Source organism: Micromonospora sp. DT62, assembly GCF_049847285.1.
In the GTDB taxonomy this organism is placed as follows: domain Bacteria; phylum Actinomycetota; class Actinomycetes; order Mycobacteriales; family Micromonosporaceae; genus Micromonospora; species Micromonospora reichwaldensis.
This window is the reverse complement of the sequence record NZ_JBNCOB010000030.1, coordinates 26,481-45,449: the sequence shown is the minus strand read 5'-3', so window position 1 is coordinate 45,449 and position 18,969 is coordinate 26,481. Positions and strand designations below refer to the sequence as shown.

The window sequence follows — 18,969 nt, the reverse complement described above, 5'->3', positions numbered from 1 at the left end:
ACGGTGACCCCGTGGCCCCGGCGCCGGTCCGTCGGCGCGGGGTCCGGTTCCGGGGCCGCGGGATCCGCCGGGAGGCGGTAGACATGGCGCATGGCGTACCCCCGACAGCCGCTCTTCGCGCCGCACGGCGCGGTGGCGACGAGCCAGCCGCTGGCCGCGGCGGCCGGCCTGGCCGTGCTGCGACGCGGTGGCAACGCCGTCGACGCGGCCCTCGCCACCGCGATCACCCTGACCGTGGTGCAGCCCCCGTCCAACGACATCGGCGGCGACCTGTTCGCGATCGTCTGGGACGGCGAGCGGCTGCACGGCCTCAACGCCTCCGGCCGGTCCCCGGCGGCCCTGACCCGCGAGCTGGTGCTCGCCGCGACCGGGGGGCGCGGCGCGGCCCCGGTCGACGCCCTGGGCGGCGCGCAGCGGGCCGGGCCGGCGATGCCCGCCCGGGGCTGGCTGCCGGTGACCGTCCCCGGCGCGCCGGCCGGCTGGCGCGACCTGCACGACCGGTTCGGGTCGCTGCCCTTCGCGGATCTCTTCGCTGACGCGATCGGCTACGCCGAGCACGGTCACCCGGTCTCCCCCGGCGTGTCGGGGATCTGGTCGCGCGCGCTCGCCGCGCCAGGTCCGACCGGCGCGGAGTTCGCCGAGTTCGACCGCGTGTTCGCGCCCGGCGGCCGGGCGCCCCGGGCCGGGGAGCGCTGGCGCAACCCGGACGCGGCGCGGACCCTGCGGCTGATCGCCGACACCGGGGCGGAGGACTTCTACCGGGGCGAAATCGCGGAGGCGCTGGCCGCGCACGCGGCCCGCACCGGCGGCCTGCTCACCGGCGACGACCTGGCCGGGCACGCCTCGACGTGGGTGACCCCCGTGTCCGCCCGCTACCGGGGCCACGAGGTCTGGGAGCTGCCGCCCAACGGGCAGGGCCTGGCGGCGCTGCTGGCGCTGCACATCCTCGACGGGGCCGACCTCGCCGGGCTGCCGCTCGCCGAGCGGCTGCACCGGCAGATCGAGGCGATGAAGCTCGGCTTCGCCGACGCGCACGCCCACGTCGCCGACCCGGAGCGGGTGCCGGTGCCGACGGAGGCGCTGCTCTCCCCGGCGTACGCGGCGGCCCGCCGCGCGCTGATCACCGAGCGGGCCGGGGAGCCGGCCGCCGGCGACCCGGAGCGCGGCGGGACGGTCTATCTCTGCACCGCCGACGCCGGCGGAATGATGGTCAGCCTGATCCAGTCGACCTACCTGGCGTTCGGCTCCCGCGTGGTGCTGCCCGGGCACGGCTTCGCCCTGCAGAACCGGGGGCTCGGGTTCCGGCTCGACCCCGCCCACCCCAACGTGGTGGGGCCGGCGAAGCGGCCCTACCACACGATCATTCCCGGCTTCCTGACCCGGGACGGGCGGCCGGTGGGCCCGTTCGGGGTGATGGGCGGGCACATGCAGCCGCAGGGGCACGTGCAGCTGGTCTCGGCGACCCTGGACGGCGGGCTCGACCCGCAGGCGGCGCTGGACGCGCCGCGCTGGTACTGGCACGCCGGCCGGTCGGTGCTGGTCGAGTCGGAGCTGGTCGCCACCGCCGAGGGGCGGGCCGCGGTCGACGAGCTGCGGGCCCGGGGGCACGAGATCGCCGTCGCGGAGGAGCCGGGGGTCTTCGGGCACGGGCAGGCGATCTGGCGGCTGCCCGACGGCGGCTACGCGGTCGGCTCGGAGCCCCGCGTGGGCGGTGGGATGCTCGGCTGGTGACCGCAGCCCCGGGGGTGCCGTCGACCCTGCCGTCGGTGCCGCGGTCCGACGTCGCGGGGCCGGGGCTCAGGCCTCCACGCGTTCGCGGAAGGTGGTCCGGTAGGTGTGCGGGGTGGCGCCGACCCGGCGGGCGAAGTGGTGCCGCAGCGCCGCCGAGTCGCCGAAGCCGGCCCGGTCGGCGACGGCCTCGACGCTGAGCCCGGTCTCCTCCAGCAGCCGCCGGGCCAGCAGCACCCGCTGGTTGGTCAGCCAGTCGTGCGGTGTGGTGCCGGTCTCGGCGCGGAACCGCCGGGCGAACGTGCGCGGCGACATCTCCGCCCGCGCGGCCAGCTCGTCGACGGTGACCGGGCGGTCCAGGTGTCCCATCAGCCATTCCAGCACCGGCTCCAGCGTCGGCGCCTCGGGGGTCTCGGGGATGGGCGCCTCGATGTACTGCGCCTGCCCGCCGTCGCGGTGCGGGGGCACCACCATCCGGCGGGCCAGCCGGGTGGCCGTCGCCGAGCCGTGCTCCTGGCGGATCAGGTGCAGGCAGGCGTCGATGCCGGCGGCCGTGCCGGCGCTGGTGAGCAGCCGGCCGTCCTGCACGTAGAGCGAGTTGCAGCGGACCCTGGCGGTCGGGTGGCGGCGTTGCAGCTCGTCGACGTACCGCCAGTGGGTGGTGCACTCCCGGCCGTCGAGCAGGCCGGCCTCGCCCAGCACGAACGCACCGGAGCAGACACTGAAGACGTACGCCCCCCGGTCGGCGGCGCGGCGCAGCGCGGCGAGCACCGTGCCGGGCACGACGGTGCCGTGATGGGCCGGGACGGCGACCAGGTCGGCCTCCTCCATCGGGCCGAGGTCGGCGTGCGGGGTCAGGTGGAAGCCCGACGAGGTGCGGACCGGAGCCCCGTCGGGGCTGCACACGTGGAAGCGGTGGTCGGGGAACCCGTCGGCGGTGCGGTCGGTCCCGAAGACCTCGGCGAGGACCCCGAGCTCGAACGTGGCGACCTGGTCCAGGGCGAGGACGGCGACCGATCTGAGCATGTGACGAGGGTAACCGCACGGGTGGCAGGAAATCGAGGGTGCGTGGCATTCCTGCCACTGTCCGGGTGGCGGTGGCCGGCGGAGACTGGTTCCAGTCCGGTGCGCACCGGCGGCGAAAACGACAGCAACCATGCGAAAGCGAGCGCCGCCATGGAGATCTTCCTCTTCCTCTTCCTCTTCTTCTTCGTCCTCCTGGCCCTGGCCTCGGCCGCCGGTCTCACCGCCGACAGCCGGGACTCGGCCGACTGGAAGCCGTCCGACGACGGTCGCCGCTGGCGGTCGCGTGCCTGCTGAGGTGGTTCGCGGCCTTCGTCAGGGTTTATCCAAGGTGGGACCGCGCCCAGAAGGGGCGGCCCCGCCGACGGAGGCCATCCGGCGTACGGCAGGCTAGGAGCCATGGCTGACGGCTCCTGGTACGACGCCGATATCGACCACGTGATCATCTCCGAGGCGCAGATCCGCGAGAAGACCGCGGAACTCGCCAAGCAGGTCTCGGCGGACTACGCCGACGTCGATGACGGGCTCCTGCTGGTCTGCGTCCTCAAGGGCGCGGTGATGTTCATGGCCGACTTCGCCCGGGCGCTGGGCCGCAGCGGGCCGCCCGCCGAACTGGACTTCATGGCCATCTCCTCCTACGGCCAGGGCACCACCTCCTCCGGCGTGGTCCGCATCCTCAAGGATCTGGACCGGGACATCGCCGGCCGGCACGTGGTCGTGGTCGAGGACATCGTCGATTCCGGCCTGACCCTGTCCTGGCTGCTGCGCTACCTGGAGTCCCGCTCGGCCGCGAGCGTCGAGGTGGTCGCGCTGTTCCGCAAGCCGGACGCGGTCAAGGTGCCGGTGCCGGTGAAGTACGTCGGCTTCGACATCCCGACCGAGTTCGTCGTCGGCTACGGCCTCGACTTCGGCGAGCGCTACCGCGAGCTGCCCTACGTCGGGGTGCTCAAGCCCGAGGTGTACGCCCGGACCTGAGCCCTCGCCGGGCCCGGTACATCGGCACCGGTCGAGCGGACGTTCAGCGGGCTCTCAGCGATTCGGACTACGGTAGAGGCCGGTGGCGTGGAGGCACCCTCCACGCCCGACCTCTCGAACCGCGGGACCGGGCGGACGGGAGGCCGGGCGCGGAGCTCCCGTCACGCCGGCTGGACCCGGTTCGCCCTACGCGTAATTGTTGGGCTCGCAAGCGCGCTCCACGCGCGCACGATGATCGGATCGTGCGCGATCGCGGGGTTCGCAAGCTCGCTCGGTGCGCGCACAGCTGTTCCCTTTGTGCGCGACTGCGGGGCTCGCAAGCTCACTCCTCGCGTGCACGGTGTACCGTCGAATGACCGCGGCGCGGCAGTTTCGTGCCTCGGGGTCGAGCCGGCCCGCACGGCGGCTCCGGCCGCCGCCACAGGCGGCGACACCATCAGACGGTCAGGACGTCGATCAGGAGGATGCGGGCGCCTCGGCGCTCGACAACAGTATGGAACGTACGCGTTTCTTCCGCCGACCGGTGGTCTGGATCATCCTGGTCATCCTCGGCGCCGTTGTGCTCAGTCAACTGTTCACCGCTGGTCCCAGCTACCACCGGGTGGACACTTCCATTGCGCTCGACCAGCTCAACAAGGGCGGCATCGACAAGGTCGTCTTCCAGGACAAGGAGCAGACGCTCCGGCTCGACCTGAAGGACAAGGCCAAGTTCGGTGACACCGACACCGACCGGATCGAGGCGCAGTTCCCCTACGAGGTCGGCGACGAGGTCTGGAACGAGGTCCTCGAGGCCAAGGCGAACAACCGGGTCACCGGCCCGGCCAACGTCGAGGTGTCGTCCGACAGCATCTGGGTGAGCCTGCTGGTCAACCTGCTCCCGATCGCCCTGCTGGTGCTCCTGCTGCTCTTCTTCATGTCGCAGATGCAGGGCGGCGGCTCCCGGGTGCTCAACTTCGGCAAGTCCAAGGCGAAGATGATCACCAAGGACACGCCGAAGACCACGTTCGCGGACGTGGCCGGCGCCGAGGAGGCCGTCGAGGAGCTGCACGAGATCAAGGACTTCCTGCAGAACCCGGCGAAGTACCAGGCCCTGGGCGCCAAGATCCCGAAGGGCGTCCTGCTCTTCGGCCCGCCCGGCACCGGTAAGACGCTGCTGGCCCGCGCCGTCGCCGGCGAGGCAGGGGTGCCCTTCTACTCGATCTCCGGCTCGGACTTCGTGGAGATGTTCGTCGGTGTCGGCGCCAGCCGGGTCCGCGACCTCTTCGAGCAGGCCAAGGCGAACGCCCCGGCCATCGTCTTCGTCGACGAGATCGACGCCGTCGGCCGCCACCGCGGCGCCGGCATGGGCGGCGGTCACGACGAGCGCGAGCAGACCCTCAACCAGCTGCTCGTCGAGATGGACGGCTTCGACACCAAGGGCGGGGTCATCCTGATCGCCGCCACCAACCGGCCGGACATCCTCGACCCGGCGCTGCTGCGCCCGGGCCGCTTCGACCGGCAGATCCCGGTGGACGCCCCCGACATGGAGGGCCGCAAGGCGATCCTGCGGGTGCACGCCAAGGGCAAGCCGTTCACCCCCGACGTCGACCTCGACGCGGTGGCCCGGCGCACCCCGGGCTTCAGCGGTGCCGACCTGGCCAACGTGATCAACGAGTCCGCGCTGCTCACCGCCCGCAAGGACCAGCGGGCGATCAGCAACGACTCCCTGGAGGAGTCGATCGACCGGGTGATCGCCGGTCCGCAGCGCCGGACCCGGGTGATGAGCGACCAGGAGAAGAAGATCACCGCCTACCACGAGGGTGGGCACGCGCTGGTCGCCTGGGCACTGCCGCACGCCGCGCCGGTGCACAAGGTGACCATCCTGTCCCGCGGTCGGTCGCTGGGCCACACCCTGGTCCTGCCCACCGAGGACAAGTACACCCAGACCCGCGCCGAGATGGTCGACACCCTGGCGTACGCGCTGGGTGGCCGGGCCGCCGAGGAACTGGTCTTCCACGAGCCGACCACCGGCGCCGGCAACGACATCGAGAAGGCCACCCAGCTGGCCCGCGCGATGATCACGCAGTACGGCATGAGCTCCAAGCTCGGCGCGATCAAGTACGGCACCAGCGGCGACGAGCCGTTCCTCGGCCGCAACATGGGCCACGAGCGGGACTACTCCGACGTCGTCGCCGCCGAGATCGACGGCGAGATGCGGGCGCTGATCGAGCTGGCCCACGACGAGGCCTGGGAGATCCTGGTGGAATACCGGGACGTCCTGGACAACATCGTGCTGGAGCTGATGGAGAAGGAGACCCTCTCCACCGCCGACATGGCGCGGATCTGCTCCCGGGTGGCCAAGCGTCCGCCGATGGCGCCGTACAACGGCTTCGGCAAGCGCCAGCCCTCCACCGAACCGCCCGTGCTCACGCCGGCGGAGAAGGACGCGCTCAAGGTGCAGGCCCAGGCCGACGGCGCCCAGGCGACGGTGGGCGGCGGCACCTCGAACAACTCCAACAACTCGGACGGTACGCACTGAGCACGGACCCGACGGCCAGTTCCCGTAAGTACCGGGAACTGGCCGTCTCCGCGACCGAGCCGGACGGCGACGACACCCTCGACTACGTCGCCGCGCGCCTGATCAGCGGCAAGCTCACCGGTCGGCCCGTCGAGGAGACCATGGACCTCGGGCGGATCGAGAAGGCGGTCCGCGAGATCCTGATCGCCGTCGGGGAGGACCCGGACCGCGACGGGCTCCAGCAGACCCCCGCCCGGGTGGCCCGGGCGTACGCCGAACTCTTCGCCGGCCTCCGGGTCGACCCGGCCCAGGTGCTCAGCACCACCTTCGAGGCCAACCACGAGGAGCTGGTGCTCGTCCGGGACATCGACGTGATGAGCCTGTGCGAGCACCACCTGCTGCCGTTCCGGGGCAGCGCCCACATCGGCTACATCCCGGGGCCGGACGGCCGGATCACCGGTCTGTCGAAGCTGGCCCGGCTGGTCGAGGTCTTCGCCCGCCGGCCGCAGGTACAGGAGCGGCTCACCTCGCAGATCGCCGACCTGCTGATGGAGCGGCTCGCGCCGCGCGGCGTGGTGGTGGTGCTCGAATGCGAGCACATGTGCATGGCGATGCGCGGCATCCAGAAGTCGGGTGCCAAGACCATCACCTCGGCCGTACGGGGCACCCTCCAGCGCGACGCCAAGTCGCGCGCCGAGGCGATGGCGCTGATCATTCCCCGCTGACCGCGACAGACCGGCCGGCCGAAACCCACACCCGGGTCGGCCGGCCGTCGCGCGTCAGCCCGCCGACGTGGGTCTGGAAGGCGGGCTACGGAAGGCGCGGGTGTGTGACGCGGGGCCCGGGAGGCGCGGGTGTGTGACGCGGGGGCCCGGGAGGCGCGGGTGTGGGAGGCGCGGGCCCGGGAGGGGCGGGTCTGTGAGGCGGGCCCCGGGAGGTGCGGGCGTCGCTCAGCCGGCCAGCATCGCGAGCAACAGGCCCGCGCTGACCAGCACCGCCGGGACCAGGCACACCAGGGCGCCGAGCCGGGCCGTGCGCTCCACCCGGCCGCCCGCCGGCGGCGGAAAGAGCCGCCCGACGCCGATCCAGCCCGCCACGAACGCCACCGCCGGCATCGGCAGCCCGCAGACCAGCGCCGCCACGCTCGCCGCCCCGGTGCCGGTCGCCACGAACAACACCAGCTGGATCGCCGGCACCAGCAGCGCCAGCGGCCCGTACACCAGCATGTTCCGCAGGCGCGGCGGCCAGGCAGCCAGGCGGGGCAGCCCCCGCGCGGCGAGCGTCGCGTCTGCGGCGTCCGCCCGGCCCCGGGCGGCGCGCAGCGCGGCCAGCACCGCCGCCGGCCCGCCCGCCATCGCCCGGGTCGCCTCGGTCAGCTCCGGCGGCGTCGGGACCAGCGAGATCGGCGGTACGCCCCGCTCGTGCAGCCGGGCCTCCTGCGACGCCAGCCGGGTGCGTACGGCGGTCAACTCCTCGCGGGCGGCCTGCACCGACCGGGCCTGCTCGCCGGCGGCGGTGGCGGCGTCGCGGCGTACCCCGTCGAGCTGGCGAGCGGCGGCGAGATACTCGGTCCACGCGGCGCGCACCGGATCGACGCCCCCGGCGCTCTCCGCCTGCCCGGCCGTGTCGGTGCGTTCCGGCGTCGGATCGGCGCCGGTCCGCTGCCGCCCCGGCGCGGCGTGCCCCGCCGTGGTCCGTGCCCCGCCACGGGTCATCCGGGCTCCCCCTCCTCGCCGAACGGGACCAGCACGGTGCCCTGCTCGCCGGGGCCGTCCCAGAGCACCGCCCGGCCGGGGCGGGGCCGCCACTGCACCTGCCGCCCGAAGACCGACGTCAGCTGCGCACCCGGCAGGTCCACCACGGCCACGGCGGCGAGCTTGTCCACCTCGCCCTCGGGTTCGAGCAGCGCCGCGAACGACGGCACCGTCCGCCAGCGGCCCAGCAGGTGCCGGCCAGCGGGCGGCCCCTCCCGCAGCAGCGCGCGCAGCCGCTCCGGGGGCAGCTGCTCCGGGGTCGGCACGTCCAGCCCGAAGACCACCAGGTAGGCCGGCGCGGCGTCGTCCACGGCGGCGAGCAGGCCGGCCAGGTCCACGGTGTCCACCGGGTGCCGTCCGGCCAGCTCGGTCGCCAACGCCTCGGCCACCGGCCGGCACTCCTCGTCCGGCGCGGCGAGCACGAAGCGGGCGGCCCCCGGCGCGTGGTGCACCGCCACGCTGCGCGCCGCGGTGACCAGCAGCCGGGCCGCCTCCGACCCGGGACCGAGTACGGCCAGGTTCCGCCCCGGGGCCGGCCCGAGCGACACCGCGACGGTGCTCCGGGGCACGTCCACCGCCCGGCCCAGCAGGGCGGCGGGACCGGGCACCTGCCCGGCGAGCGCGGCCCGGTGCCGGGGATCGTTGCGCAGGAGCGGGCGGGCGTAACCGGCGAAGACCACGGGCGGGGTGGCCCCCTCCGGGCGGGCCGACCAGAGCCGGTGCCGCAGCGCCTCCACCGTGTCGAGGTGGTCCTGCGGATCCGGGAACCGGACCATCCGCTCGTGCCCCCGGATCGCGCCCCGGGGCCCGCCGAGCCCGCCGGCGGTGTTCACCACCGCGCTGCCCACCGGCAGCCCGGCGGCCGAGTCGTTCGTCGGCTCCAGCACGGCGCCCCCACCGGGCAGCGCCACCCGCACCGGGAACTGCCCCAGCACCGAGTCCCGGTCCGTACGCGAGCCCAACCCCAGGTCGCCCTCGCCGGCCAGCACCAGGTGCACCCCGTACGCGCGCCCGGTGCGGGCCAGCGCGTCCAGCCGGGCGGCGGCGTCGGCGGCCAGCCGGTCCCGCTCGGCGAAGAGCAACGGGAGATTGTCGAGCACACACACGATCCGGGGCATGGCCCGGTGCTGCCGCAGCTCGGCGAAGCGCTGCCCGCCGGCCCGGCCGCCCGCCTCCTCGCGCCGGCGCACCTCCGCCACGAGCTCGTCCAGCAGGCTCAGCACGTACTCCCGGTCGGCGGCCATCGCGGCGGCCCGCACCTGCGGGATCCACGACCGGTCCCGCTTCGTCTGGAGGAACTCCACGAAGGACTCGGCGTCGGCGAGATCCGCCAGGTAGAGAGCCAGCTCGTCGGGGCCGTACCTGGCGGTCAGGCCGAGCAGCGCCGTGGTGAGGAACGTGGAGCGGCCCGTGCCCGAGCGGCCGCTGACCAGCCAGTGCGGCGTCAGCTCCGTGAAGCCGAGCGACACGGGACGGCCACCGGCGTCCCCGACGGTCGTGGTCAGCCCGCCCACCCCGCTCGCCGTCCACAGCTCCTCGTCGGCCGCCGGCAGCAGGTCGGTCAGCGCCAGCCGGGAGCCCGCCTCCACCTGCGCGGCCAGCCGGTGGCAGACCGCGTCGACGAGTTCGGCCGGCGGATCCGCCTCGATGAAGACCGGCGAGTTCAGCCCGCCCGGCGGCTCGGCGCCCGGGCTCGCGAACGACCCGCCCGGCGGGTCACCCAGCAGCGCGTACGCGGTCCGGACCGCCAGCGTCGTCGCCCGCGGCAGCGGCTCCCGGTCGCCCACCGGAGGCCAGCCCGCCACCACGAGGTGCAGCCCTGCGGACCGACCCGGCTCGGCCAGGGCATCGATCCGGGCCAGGTCGGTGGGGCCGGTCGATTCGGGCAGCGCGGCGACCACCAGCAGCAGCGTCCGGTCGTGCCGGCGCCGCCCGCTCGCCCCCGGCGCCACCCACTGCTCGGCCTCGGTGAGCACGGCCCGCAGCCCGGCCACGTCCACCGCCGGGGGCGGCAGCAGGCCCGCGTCCGCGAGCGGCGCGAACGGCGCGAGGGCCGAGCCGGTCGCGTCCACCGCGCGGACCAGCAGCGCCCCGGCCGGGGTCGCCGCCAGCAGCCGCAGCAGTACGCCCCGCAGCAGCCCCGCCACCCGGGAATCCCGGGCGTCCACGTCCACCGAGAGGTGACCCGTGCCGAGCAACGGCACCAGTGCGGGGAACCGGGCGTCGTCCAGCGGTGCCGCCGTACCGACCCGGACGAAGGGAGGCGGCCCCTCACCGGCCGGTGTGGCCGGTGCCACCGTCTCCAGGGGAGCGCCCGCCCAGCCGGGGGCCAGCACCGCCGCCGCAGAACGGAGGCGGTCGGCCAGTTCGTACTGGCGGCGTTGGTCGGCGGGAACGGGCCGGGTGTCGTCGAGGACGCTCGCGGCGGCGGTCGCGGTGGCGGCAGCCCGCCTGTGCAGTGCGGCGGCGCGGTTGGTGCGTGCCTTCGGACCGGCCACCGCGTCCACCCCCTCCGTCCGAGGTCGACAACCCCTCCCCGCGCAGAGACCGTAACCCAGTCGGGCCGACTCGTCCGGGATGCGCGGCGGCACTGCGCCGGGGATGTCGTGGATCTCACCGATGGGGAGTGGTCCGTCACGATCCGCTGGATCTGGGGCATTGGGTCTATCGCGTCCAGCCGCTAGCCTCAGAGGGTGGAATCAGTGCAGCCCCCCGCCGGTTCCCAGGTCTCCCGCGTACCGGCGCAACGGCCTCCCTCCGACCACCTGGCGCCGCCCTCGCCGGCGCCAGTGCCGGAGCGGCCACGGCGGCGGCTGCGCACCATGGTCACGGTGGTCGCGAGCGTCGTCGCGGCACTCTGCCTCGGCGGAGTGGCCGCCGGATTCGTGCTCTACAACCGGGCCGCGGCACCCGACCGGAGTGCGCCCGACGTGGTGGTGGACAACTACCTCCGTGCCTTCCTCGTGGACCGCAACGACACCCGCGCCAACCTCTACACCTGCGGTAATGCCAGTGAGGCCGGACAGCTCCGGGCGTTGCGCGACGACCTGGTCGCGCGCGAGAAGCGTTTCGCGACCACCTTCACGTTCAGCTGGGGCAGTCTGCAGTGGCAGCAACATGGCAGCGGCGCCGAGGTTCAGGTCGAGCTCATCATTTCCGCCCGCGTCGACGGAATTACCCAAAGTGATCGACAGGCGTGGCAGTTCACCACCCGCTTGGACGACGACTGGCGGGTCTGTGCAGGATCCAGAGTCCCCTGACCCGCTACTCAATCCAAAGCAGATGTACTGGAACCTCCAGTGTGGTTGGTGACTGGCCTCGCCAGGCCCAGCGGTACCACTCCACCTCCGGCGCAACCCGGACGCAGATGTCGCCTTCCGCGCCGGAGTAGGTCTCGGTGACGGCCCGCAGGTCCCGGTGCTCGACGGAGTCGACGACGTGCACCACCCGGCGACCCGTGACGGCGTCCGACTCGAAGACCGGGGTTGGGGCGCGGTGCGCCGGGGCGTCCAGCGAGACCAGGCGGACGCCCGTCTCGCGAACCGCCGACGCGTCCGGCTGCTGGGCCCCCACCGTCTCCACCCATACCCGCTCGACCGGAACCAGCGGCGCGAAGACCTCCACCTGGTCGGACTCCGCCCGGTACCACTCGTGCTCGGGGATGACCGGCACGTAGGTCCGGCTGCCCTGCACCACCCGGTCGTCGGCGCGGAGGTCACCCCGCCAGCCGAGTCCGGGCAGGCCGACCAGCACACGCTGCCCGCGGAGCTCGACGCGACCGGTGGCCGGCACGATCTCGATCGGTCGGGGCGGCCGGGGCGCCCAGTCCGGATGGTCGGCGAACGGGTCGGGAAGTGGGTCGTTCATGACGGCGAGCGTCTCATTCCGCGCCCTTGAGCGGCGCGCCACGCGAGCGCATGAACGGCACCGGGTCGATGGCACCGCGGCTGCTCCTGTCTCCGTCCTCGTGCACCTCGAAGTGCAGGTGAGGGCCGGAGGAGTTGCCGCTGCTGCCCACCTCGCCGATGACCGCTCCGGCCTCGACGAGCTGGCCGACCTTGACCCGGGGCTTGCTGACCATGTGGCAGTAGCGGGTGATGAACCCGCCGGCGTGCAGGACGTCGACGAACCAGCCGCAGCCGCCCTTGTTCGGCCAGCCGTCGACGTCGCAGGTGCGGCGGCCGCCGGAGTCCGGGTCGCAGCGGGACACCAGGACGCGTCCGGTGGCGGCGACACGGATGTCGGTGCCCTTCGGCGCGGCGATGTCGACCCCGTTGTGCTTGGGACGGCTCGCGGTCCGGAAGCCCGAGCCGACGCCGCCGGGTATGGGAGCCGTCCAGCCCGAGGCGGCGATCTGCCCGGCGGCGGCGCGGTCGCAGGTCTTCCTACCGTCGATCAGCGCGATCCGGGCAGCTCCGCCGGCCAGCGCATTGACGATCTGGGCGGCCACGTCCTCGTGCTTTGCGTACGCGTCCGGGAAGGCGCTGATCTGCACGGCCTGCGCGGCCCGGGTCAGCGACATCGTCTCCCAGCCGGGCACCTTGACCAGCTTCTCGTAGAACTTCCGGGCGGCGTACTCAGGCGTCATCCGCTGCGCCACGGTGCCCCAGCCCGCCCTCTGCTGGAACAGCCCGACGGAGTCGTGATCGGCACCGACCCCCTCGTTGGGGAGGTCCTCGGACTCGCCGACGGTCCGGTTCGCCAGATTGCGCAGCCGGGACTCCTGCATGGCGGTCGCCACGGCGATCACCCATCCGCGCGGCGGCACCTTCATCTCCTGCCCGACCTTGATGATCCGAGCGGCGTTACGAAGCTGGACCTGACCGTAGCCGGACATCCGGGGAATCTTGCCGCGAACATCGACCCGGTAGTTCTCCTTGCAGTCCATGCTCACCGGGGCCATGTCCGTGGATTCGCCGCCCAGCTCCGTGAGGAAGAAGGCCCCGGCACCGCCGGTGCAGCAGAGCAGGGCGAGCGTCGCCGTCAACGCGGCGGCCAGTGCGCCGAGTCGGAGCTGTCGACCGCCCGGTCGCGTCCCGTCGCTCATCTCTGCTCCCAGTCCACGGCATCCACCAGCCACCGCCCGTCGGGCGCCACCAGTTCGAGGCGGAGCCGACCCGTGTCAAGCGGAACCAGCACCTCGACGAAGTTCTCGGCCCGGGGCTGGAGCGTGACGTCGCCGTCGACCTGACCGGTCGGCACCCCGGACGGGTCGACGCCGGCCAACTTGTCGGTCAGCACCGGGGTGGACAGGGGACGTAGGCCCTCCTGCCATTTCTCCGCCGTGGTGCCTGGCTTGCCGAGCCAGGCGGCGACGAAGCGTTCGGCGGTCTGCTCCGGCGTGAGTTCGCCTGGGCGGGTGACGGGGGAGGGGGGAGCGCCCGTGGAGAACGCCCCGTCGTCGCCGGCGGTCGGGTCGACCGTGGTGATCGGTCGGCTCGGGCGGTTGCTGAGCCCGGAGGTGGGGTCACCGGGCCCGGAGACCAGCCGCGCCGCTCCGATGATCCCGAACACGAGTACGGCGATGCCGATCGCGACGCCGAACCGGGACCGGAGCACCCGGGTCACCAGGAATTCGACCGCCCGCCGCACCGCGCTCACCGCGCCTCGGAGCGGATCCGGGGAGTGGGCCGGTCAGGCTCGCGTTCCGTGGACCCGGGACGGTAGATGACGAACGAGGGGTTCTCGTCCGGCACGTCCGGCTCTGTCCAGGTGGCCGGCTGCCGCCGCCGGGGTCGAGGGGCGACCGGGCGGGAGGTGCCCCTTTCCTCGGACGGCGCCCCCTTCTCGGCGGCCGACTCGCGGCCGTCGGGCCGCTGCCGCTCCTCCCCACCGGGCTTGGCGGCATGCCCACCGCGGGTGGCGGCGTGCGCCGGATCCTCCCGCCGGGCCTCGGGCCGGAGGGTGGGCTGCTCCGCCACGACAGCCCGACGCCGGCCCATCGCCGGCTCGGCCGTGCCGCCGGGTTCAGCGACGTCGAGCCGGGCGGCGGTGCGCATGTCCCGGAAGAAGCGCCGGTGCCACGAGCCGGCCGAACCGACCGCCTCGCTGCTGTCCTTGCCGCCGAGTTGGGTGATCCGGCGATAGGGGCGCAGCAGCAGCCAACCCACCACGCCGCATAGCCAGACCAGCACCACCTGGAGCCAGCCGGGCAGGGTCGGCGTGCTCATGATGAGGTCGACCGCGAAGAGATAGATGGCGGCGCCGGTGCCGAAGATGGCGATGTTGAAGACGGCGGCGACCACCGCATTCGCCAACCGCCGCAACCCGGCGCTGGCCGGCCGCATCAGGCCTACCGTGCCCAGGATCGGCGCGGCGATCACCGCCCAGCGGAAGATCAGGAAGCCCAGCAGCACCAGCAGCGAGGCGGTCAGGTCGAACATCGCGAAGAGCACGGCGGCCAGCACCGCGATGAACCCGGCGCCCACCCGGTCCATGTCCCGGACGCCCTGGAGATACTCGTACGCCTCCGGGTCCTCGGTCTCGATCTGCTGCGCGACCCGCGCCCACTGCTGCTGCTTGGCCTTGATGGTGGCCTCTCGCGTGGCCGGATTCGACCGGAGCTTCGCCGCCTCCTCCCAGGAGAGCGACTTCGCGTCGTATAGGGCCGGACCGTACTTCTTCGCGGTCTCGCTGTCCGCCGAGCCGAGCACGCCCCGCAGCCAGTTGCGATAGAGCATGGCCTCGGTGGCTGTGTCACTGGCCCGCACGGCCGGCGGGCGCTTGTCGACGCAGGCGTCTGGATTGGGCAGCGTGCACTTGTCTGGGGGCGTGTCCTTGGTGGCCGGACCGACCGCGTCGTGGACCACGCCCAGGGTGGTGACGAGGGTGCCGTCGGCGATATTGGCCGACTTGACCGGCCAGGCGGCCAGGGCGGTCACCGCCACCATCACCAGGAGGGCCCAGCCCGCCGTGGTCATCGCGTTGCTCATGTCGGACTGGCGGGAACGCCAGAGCAGGTAAAGGCCGACCACGCACAGCGTGACGATGCCGAAGACGCTGAACACCTTCTGGTAGACGGCCTTGGTCGCCTGGTCCACCAGCGGGTCGGCCCAGCCCCACATCGAGCGCGGGTCCCAGGCGCGTTCCCGCAGCGCGTTCGAGGCACCCACGATCGCCGTGGCGATCATGAACTCGCCGTTGGCGACCGTGTTGGTGAACTTGTAGTCGGGGTGCAATACCGCTGTCGCGCAACCGCTGTCGATGTCGTACGTGGAGTAGCTGTATCCGGCATAGCCGTAGTCGCTGTAGAAGCCCTTCGGGCCCGGCTTCGTGGCCGACTCCGGTCGGGACGCGAACCAGCCCGCGAGCCCGGAGTCGGGCGCACCGGGAGTCGGGGCGTTCCGGCACTTGACCTCGGAGTCGGCGACTTCCTTCAGTTTGGCGACGCAGGCGCGGAAGTCGGCCTGCCACTCCGGCGTGGTGCAGAGGTCGGCCTTCGCCTGGGCGGTCAGCGGTGCGGGGGCGGCCGCCATGGCGCCGACGGCCGGCCAGCCGATCGTGGCCCCGGCGAGTACGCCGAGCGCGAGCAGGAACGCCGCCAACCGTGCCCGGGCCCGCGCCATGTCACGCCTCCATGTTCGGCAGGATGGCCGGCAGCACCCCGGCCGCCGCGGCGATCGCGGCGGGGGTGGTGTCGAGGTGGTCCAGCAGCCCGTCGACGTACGAGACGTCGACCCGGACCTTTTGCACCCGGCCGTCGACGTCCCGCATGACGAATTCCCGGAAGCCGAGCCGGGTCGAGCTGGTGGCGTCGGCGGTGGAGAGGGAGGCCAGGGTGGCCTCGTAGCCGTCGTTGACCGGCACCCGCAGCAGGCGGAGCGCTTCGGAGGCGATCTCCGCGTCCTCGGCGATCCGGCCGACGAAGACGGTGGAGACCAGGTTCTGCACGTCGAGGCCGAGGATGTCCTTCGGGTTCTGCGAGGCGACCAGCGCGGCGAGGTTCCACTTGCGGGAGTCGCGCGCGAGCCGGACCAGGAACGACCGTCCGGAGCGCCACCCCTCCATGAAGTGCGCCTCGTCCAGGCCCACCAGCTTCCGCGACGACATCGAGCCGCCGTAGCAGCGGCGTACGGCGAGCCGGTGCGCGGTGTGCAGCATCGGCAGGGCCAGCGCCTCCTCGGCGGACCAGTACTCCCGCTCGATCTTCAGGTCGGGCAGTCGCAGCCCGGCCATGGTGATCACGGTGAGGGCGGCGTCCGCGCCGAGCAGTCCCTCCGGCGGGCGGCCGAAGAAGAGCATGGCCAGCGGCATCTCGGCGGTGTCGAGCAGCAGGTTGGCCAGTTCCTTGCCGGCGTCGTCGTCGAGTTGACTGAGGCAGGCGACCACGTCGTCCAGGGTGGAGGTCTCCTCCGCCGGCACCTGGCGTACGGCGTGCCGGAAGAGGGTGGCGGTGGACGCCTCGCGGGCGACCTGCGGGGGCACCAGCATCATGCAGATGTCCTGCACCAGCATCCGCCGCTCGGCGCGGGCGTTGGAGACCGCGATCTCGAACTCCCGGTCGCCCGAGGCCCCGGTGCCGAACTCGCTGCGCAGCGGCGTCGGGATGAGCGAGTACGGGGCCAGGGTGCCGTGCTCGGAGCCGGTCAGGTTCAGCACCCGCGCGTACGGCCGCAGTTCCGGCATGGCGCAGAGCCGGGCGAGCGGGCCGGACGGGTCGAGCAGCGTCACCTGGACGCCGCGTCGGGCTGCGAGGTAGCCGAGCGCGCCGAGCAGGGTGGACTTGCCGCCGCCCGGTTCGGCGACGAAGACGGCGAGCCCGGAGCGTTCGCGTACTTCCATCGGGAAGTGCAGGTCGAGGAAGACCGGCCGGCGGCAGGTGCCGGCGGTGCGCCCGATGAGGTCGCCGCGCCGGTCGCCGACGGTGGAGGCGGCCTGGGGGAGCGCGGCGGCGAGCAGGTTGACCGGCATCCGCCGGACGTAGCCGGTGTTGGCGATCGGCTCGCCGGGGATGAACTCGCGGGCCAGCCAGTCCTGGTTCTTCGGGTGTTGCAGCGAGATCCGCAGCTCGCGGGAGTAGAGCTGGATCAGCCGGCGGGCCCGCTCCAGGCACTCCTCGCGGTTGCGGCCGCCGACGGCGATCCGGTGCCAGCCGTGCGCGCGGGCGGAGTCGACCGGCAGCCCGGTGGTCATCTCGTCGCCGATGACCAGGGCGCGCTTGGCCAGCCGCTCCAGCTCGGGCGGGGCGTCGATGCCGTGTTCCGCGTAGTCGAGCTGCTGAGAGCGGATCATCCGCAGCCGGTGCTCCAGGTTACGGAAGGAGTCGCCGGAACCGAGGATGTCGACGCGGGTGGAGAGCTCCATCGGCCACGGCAGCCGCTCGTGGAAGTGCAGCCAGGGCTCGTGCCGCTCGGGGATCTCCAGGGGCTCCATCCGGCCGACCGCCAGCACGGCGACGTGCCGTTCCTCGCCGGTCATCCGGTTGACCAGCTTGACCGTCGAGCCGTACGGGGTGCGGTAGCGCTCGACCTGCTCGGTGAGGGCGAGCAGGTCGCCGCGTTCCCACTGCCCGTCGGTGAGCGGGGAGAGCTGCCCGGGCGGCGCCATGCAGAGCGCCACCGAGCGGTAGAGCAGCCATTCCAGTTCCTGTGCCGTGACCCGCCGGCCGCGCATGCCGAACGCGCCCAGCACCTCGTCGAACTGCTCGACGGTGCGGCCGAGCTTGCGGCGCTCGCCCTCGGCGACGCCCCGGCCGAAGGTGCGCAGCAGCCGTTCGGTGAGCGAGTCGCCGAGGGAGCGCCGGGCGAAGGTGACGCCGAGGTAGGTCTGCCCCTCGGCGTGGTTGACCGAGAGCAGGTGCCGCTGCGCGGCCACGAGGTGGTCGCCCCAGCTGGCGGTGCCGGGCACGTCGGGCAGCGGCGCGGCGGTGTGCGCGTCGATGGTGCGGGCCCACTCGTCGGCCGGGAAGGGCCGCGTGGTGCGCCGCAGGTGCAGGCGGAAGCCGGCCAGCCCGGCGTACTGCTCGGAGATCGCCGAGAGCAGCGCCTCCCGTTCGGCGTCCGGCCGGAACGCCCAGCGCACCTCGGGCAGCCAGTACCAGGCGGTGACGGTGTTGGGGGTGAAGGTCAGGTGGCCGGCGATCTCGGTGATGGCCAGCTCGACCGCCGGGTCCCGGTCCCCGAACTTGATCTTCGGTGGCTTGACCCGGGTGGGCTTGGTGGGCTGGCTCCGCCGGCCGGCGGAGCGTTGGCGCGGCGGCGCCACCTCCCGGCCGGCCCGCTCCGGTGGGCGCTCCCCGGTGCGGCGGGACGTCGGCTCCGACGCCGGGTCGGGCGCGGGCGGGTCGAGCGGTGCCGCGTGCTGGAGGGGCACCGGGTGGGACGACGGCGGTGCCGCGACGGGCGGCAGGTCCTCCGCCTCCGCCGGTGGGCGGAGCGTGGGCAGCCGGTCCCCGGGCTGGTGCGGCACCCGGGACCTGGCCGGTCGGGCGGGCGGCTCGTACGCGTCGGCGGGGGGCTGGTCGGCGGCCGGTGCCACCCCCGGGGCCGTCCGGTGGGCCGGCTGGCCGGTCCGGGAAGCCGCGTCGGCCGGGTGGCCGGTCCGGAAGGCGTCGGCCCCGTGGCCCGCCCGTGGAGGCGGCGGAAGGGGGGCGGGAGCCGGCGGGAGCGCCGCCGGGGCCGGCGCGGCGGCGGCCGGCTGCTGGCCGATGGCGGGTTGCTCCCGCCCGCCGGCCCGCTGCGGAGGCGCCGTCGGCCGGGTCGCGCCGGGGCGCGTACCGCCGAACAGGTCGAGGAAGGGCGAGTCGATGTCGGCGCTGTCGGCGGGTTGCGGCTCGGCGGGCGGCGGTGTCCGGCGTGGCGCCGGACGGGGGGCCTGGAAGACGCCCACGCCACCGTGCCCGGGTGTCGTCACCAGGGCCGGGTCGAGGGCGACCTCGTCCGTCTCGGGATCATCGGGGTAGTCGAACGACCGCGCACGGTTACCGTGCGGGACGGCCGGGCGCCCTGCCGGGGAACCCGGCGTGGAACTGCGATTCATGCGACCGCCTCATCC

Annotated in this window: 14 protein-coding genes; 6 read left to right on the top strand and 8 right to left on the bottom strand. The window is 73.7% G+C overall.

The window, feature by feature from the left end:
* Positions 1-90: 90 nt before the first annotated feature.
* Positions 91-1,731, top strand: coding sequence for a gamma-glutamyltransferase family protein (locus tag ACPXCB_RS27925; RefSeq protein ID WP_425878787.1), 1,641 nt, complete (start codon positions 91-93; stop codon positions 1,729-1,731).
* Positions 1,732-1,797: 66 nt separating this feature from the next.
* On the opposite strand, the gene ACPXCB_RS27920 is transcribed toward ACPXCB_RS27925, so the two are convergent.
* Complete coding sequence (locus ACPXCB_RS27920; protein WP_132238610.1) at positions 1,798-2,754, bottom strand: GlxA family transcriptional regulator; 957 nt, start codon at positions 2,752-2,754, stop codon at positions 1,798-1,800.
* A gap of 150 nt (positions 2,755-2,904) precedes the next feature.
* Here ACPXCB_RS27920 and ACPXCB_RS27915 point away from each other — a divergent pair, with 150 nt between their 5' ends.
* From ACPXCB_RS27915 to folE, 4 genes are all read left to right on the top strand, one after another.
* Complete coding sequence (locus ACPXCB_RS27915) at positions 2,905-3,048, top strand: hypothetical protein (protein ID WP_425878785.1); 144 nt, start codon at positions 2,905-2,907, stop codon at positions 3,046-3,048.
* A 102-nt stretch (positions 3,049-3,150) separates the two neighbouring features.
* Positions 3,151-3,726 (top strand): hypoxanthine phosphoribosyltransferase, encoded by a 576-nt coding sequence (gene hpt / locus ACPXCB_RS27910; RefSeq protein WP_151455493.1) that lies wholly within the window; start codon positions 3,151-3,153, stop codon positions 3,724-3,726.
* Between the two features lie 493 nt (positions 3,727-4,219).
* The gene (gene ftsH / locus ACPXCB_RS27905; protein WP_425878784.1) at positions 4,220-6,244 is read left to right on the top strand and encodes an ATP-dependent zinc metalloprotease FtsH; all 2,025 of its coding nucleotides are present in this window, start codon (positions 4,220-4,222) and stop codon (positions 6,242-6,244) included.
* A 38-nt stretch (positions 6,245-6,282) separates the two neighbouring features.
* Positions 6,283-6,948: a GTP cyclohydrolase I FolE gene (folE, locus tag ACPXCB_RS27900; RefSeq protein ID WP_121401600.1), complete on the top strand. Its 666-nt coding sequence runs from the start codon at positions 6,283-6,285 to the stop codon at positions 6,946-6,948.
* A 225-nt stretch (positions 6,949-7,173) separates the two neighbouring features.
* Here the strand turns inward: folE and ACPXCB_RS27895 are convergent, their stop codons facing one another.
* Positions 7,174-7,938 carry a hypothetical protein gene (locus ACPXCB_RS27895; RefSeq protein WP_425878783.1) on the bottom strand — a complete coding sequence of 255 codons (765 nt, stop codon included), beginning with the start codon at positions 7,936-7,938 and terminating at the stop codon, positions 7,174-7,176.
* Positions 7,935-10,484: an FtsK/SpoIIIE domain-containing protein gene (locus tag ACPXCB_RS27890; RefSeq protein ID WP_425878782.1), complete on the bottom strand. Its 2,550-nt coding sequence runs from the start codon at positions 10,482-10,484 to the stop codon at positions 7,935-7,937. The genes ACPXCB_RS27895 and ACPXCB_RS27890 overlap by 4 nt, the downstream gene beginning before the upstream one ends.
* A 195-nt stretch (positions 10,485-10,679) precedes the next feature.
* Here ACPXCB_RS27890 and ACPXCB_RS27885 point away from each other — a divergent pair, with 195 nt between their 5' ends.
* Positions 10,680-11,237 carry a hypothetical protein gene (locus ACPXCB_RS27885; RefSeq protein WP_425878839.1) on the top strand — a complete coding sequence of 186 codons (558 nt, stop codon included), beginning with the start codon at positions 10,680-10,682 and terminating at the stop codon, positions 11,235-11,237.
* A 4-nt stretch (positions 11,238-11,241) separates the two neighbouring features.
* Here ACPXCB_RS27885 and ACPXCB_RS27880 read toward each other — a convergent pair whose 3' ends face one another.
* Genes ACPXCB_RS27880 through ACPXCB_RS27860 form a run of 5 tightly spaced genes read right to left on the bottom strand, consistent with a single transcriptional unit; the run spans position 11,242 to position 18,954 of the window.
* A complete protein-coding gene (locus ACPXCB_RS27880) occupies positions 11,242-11,844 on the bottom strand; it encodes a hypothetical protein (RefSeq protein WP_425878780.1) in 603 nt (200 codons plus the stop codon).
* A 13-nt stretch (positions 11,845-11,857) separates the two neighbouring features.
* Entirely contained in the window at positions 11,858-13,024 is a 1,167-nt protein-coding gene (locus ACPXCB_RS27875; RefSeq protein ID WP_425878779.1) for a M23 family metallopeptidase, read from the bottom strand.
* On the bottom strand, positions 13,021-13,578 hold the full coding sequence (locus tag ACPXCB_RS27870; protein WP_425878778.1) for a hypothetical protein: 558 nt from the start codon (positions 13,576-13,578) through the stop codon (positions 13,021-13,023). The genes ACPXCB_RS27875 and ACPXCB_RS27870 overlap by 4 nt, the downstream gene beginning before the upstream one ends.
* Positions 13,575-15,542: an MFS transporter gene (locus ACPXCB_RS27865; protein ID WP_425878776.1), complete on the bottom strand. Its 1,968-nt coding sequence runs from the start codon at positions 15,540-15,542 to the stop codon at positions 13,575-13,577. Before ACPXCB_RS27865 ends, ACPXCB_RS27870 begins: the two co-directional genes overlap by 4 nt.
* A gap of 1 nt (position 15,543) precedes the next feature.
* The gene (locus ACPXCB_RS27860) at positions 15,544-18,954 is read right to left on the bottom strand and encodes an ATP-binding protein (protein WP_425878774.1); all 3,411 of its coding nucleotides are present in this window, start codon (positions 18,952-18,954) and stop codon (positions 15,544-15,546) included.
* Between the last annotated feature and the right edge of the window lie 15 nt (positions 18,955-18,969).

Bases quoted from the DNA above. Each gene is read 5' to 3' on its own strand.
- ACPXCB_RS27925 (WP_425878787.1), top strand. From the start codon at position 91: ATGGCGTACCCCCGACAGCCGCTCTTCGCGCCGCACGGCGCGGTGGCG.
- ACPXCB_RS27920 (WP_132238610.1), bottom strand. From the start codon at position 2,754: ATGCTCAGATCGGTCGCCGTCCTCGCCCTGGACCAGGTCGCCACGTTC.
- ACPXCB_RS27915 (WP_425878785.1), top strand. From the start codon at position 2,905: ATGGAGATCTTCCTCTTCCTCTTCCTCTTCTTCTTCGTCCTCCTGGCC.
- hpt (WP_151455493.1), top strand. From the start codon at position 3,151: ATGGCTGACGGCTCCTGGTACGACGCCGATATCGACCACGTGATCATC.
- ftsH (WP_425878784.1), top strand. From the start codon at position 4,220: ATGGAACGTACGCGTTTCTTCCGCCGACCGGTGGTCTGGATCATCCTG.
- ACPXCB_RS27895 (WP_425878783.1), bottom strand. From the start codon at position 7,938: ATGACCCGTGGCGGGGCACGGACCACGGCGGGGCACGCCGCGCCGGGG.
- ACPXCB_RS27880 (WP_425878780.1), bottom strand. From the start codon at position 11,844: ATGAACGACCCACTTCCCGACCCGTTCGCCGACCATCCGGACTGGGCG.
- ACPXCB_RS27875 (WP_425878779.1), bottom strand. From the start codon at position 13,024: ATGAGCGACGGGACGCGACCGGGCGGTCGACAGCTCCGACTCGGCGCA.
- ACPXCB_RS27865 (WP_425878776.1), bottom strand. From the start codon at position 15,542: ATGGCGCGGGCCCGGGCACGGTTGGCGGCGTTCCTGCTCGCGCTCGGC.
- ACPXCB_RS27860 (WP_425878774.1), bottom strand. From the start codon at position 18,954: ATGAATCGCAGTTCCACGCCGGGTTCCCCGGCAGGGCGCCCGGCCGTC.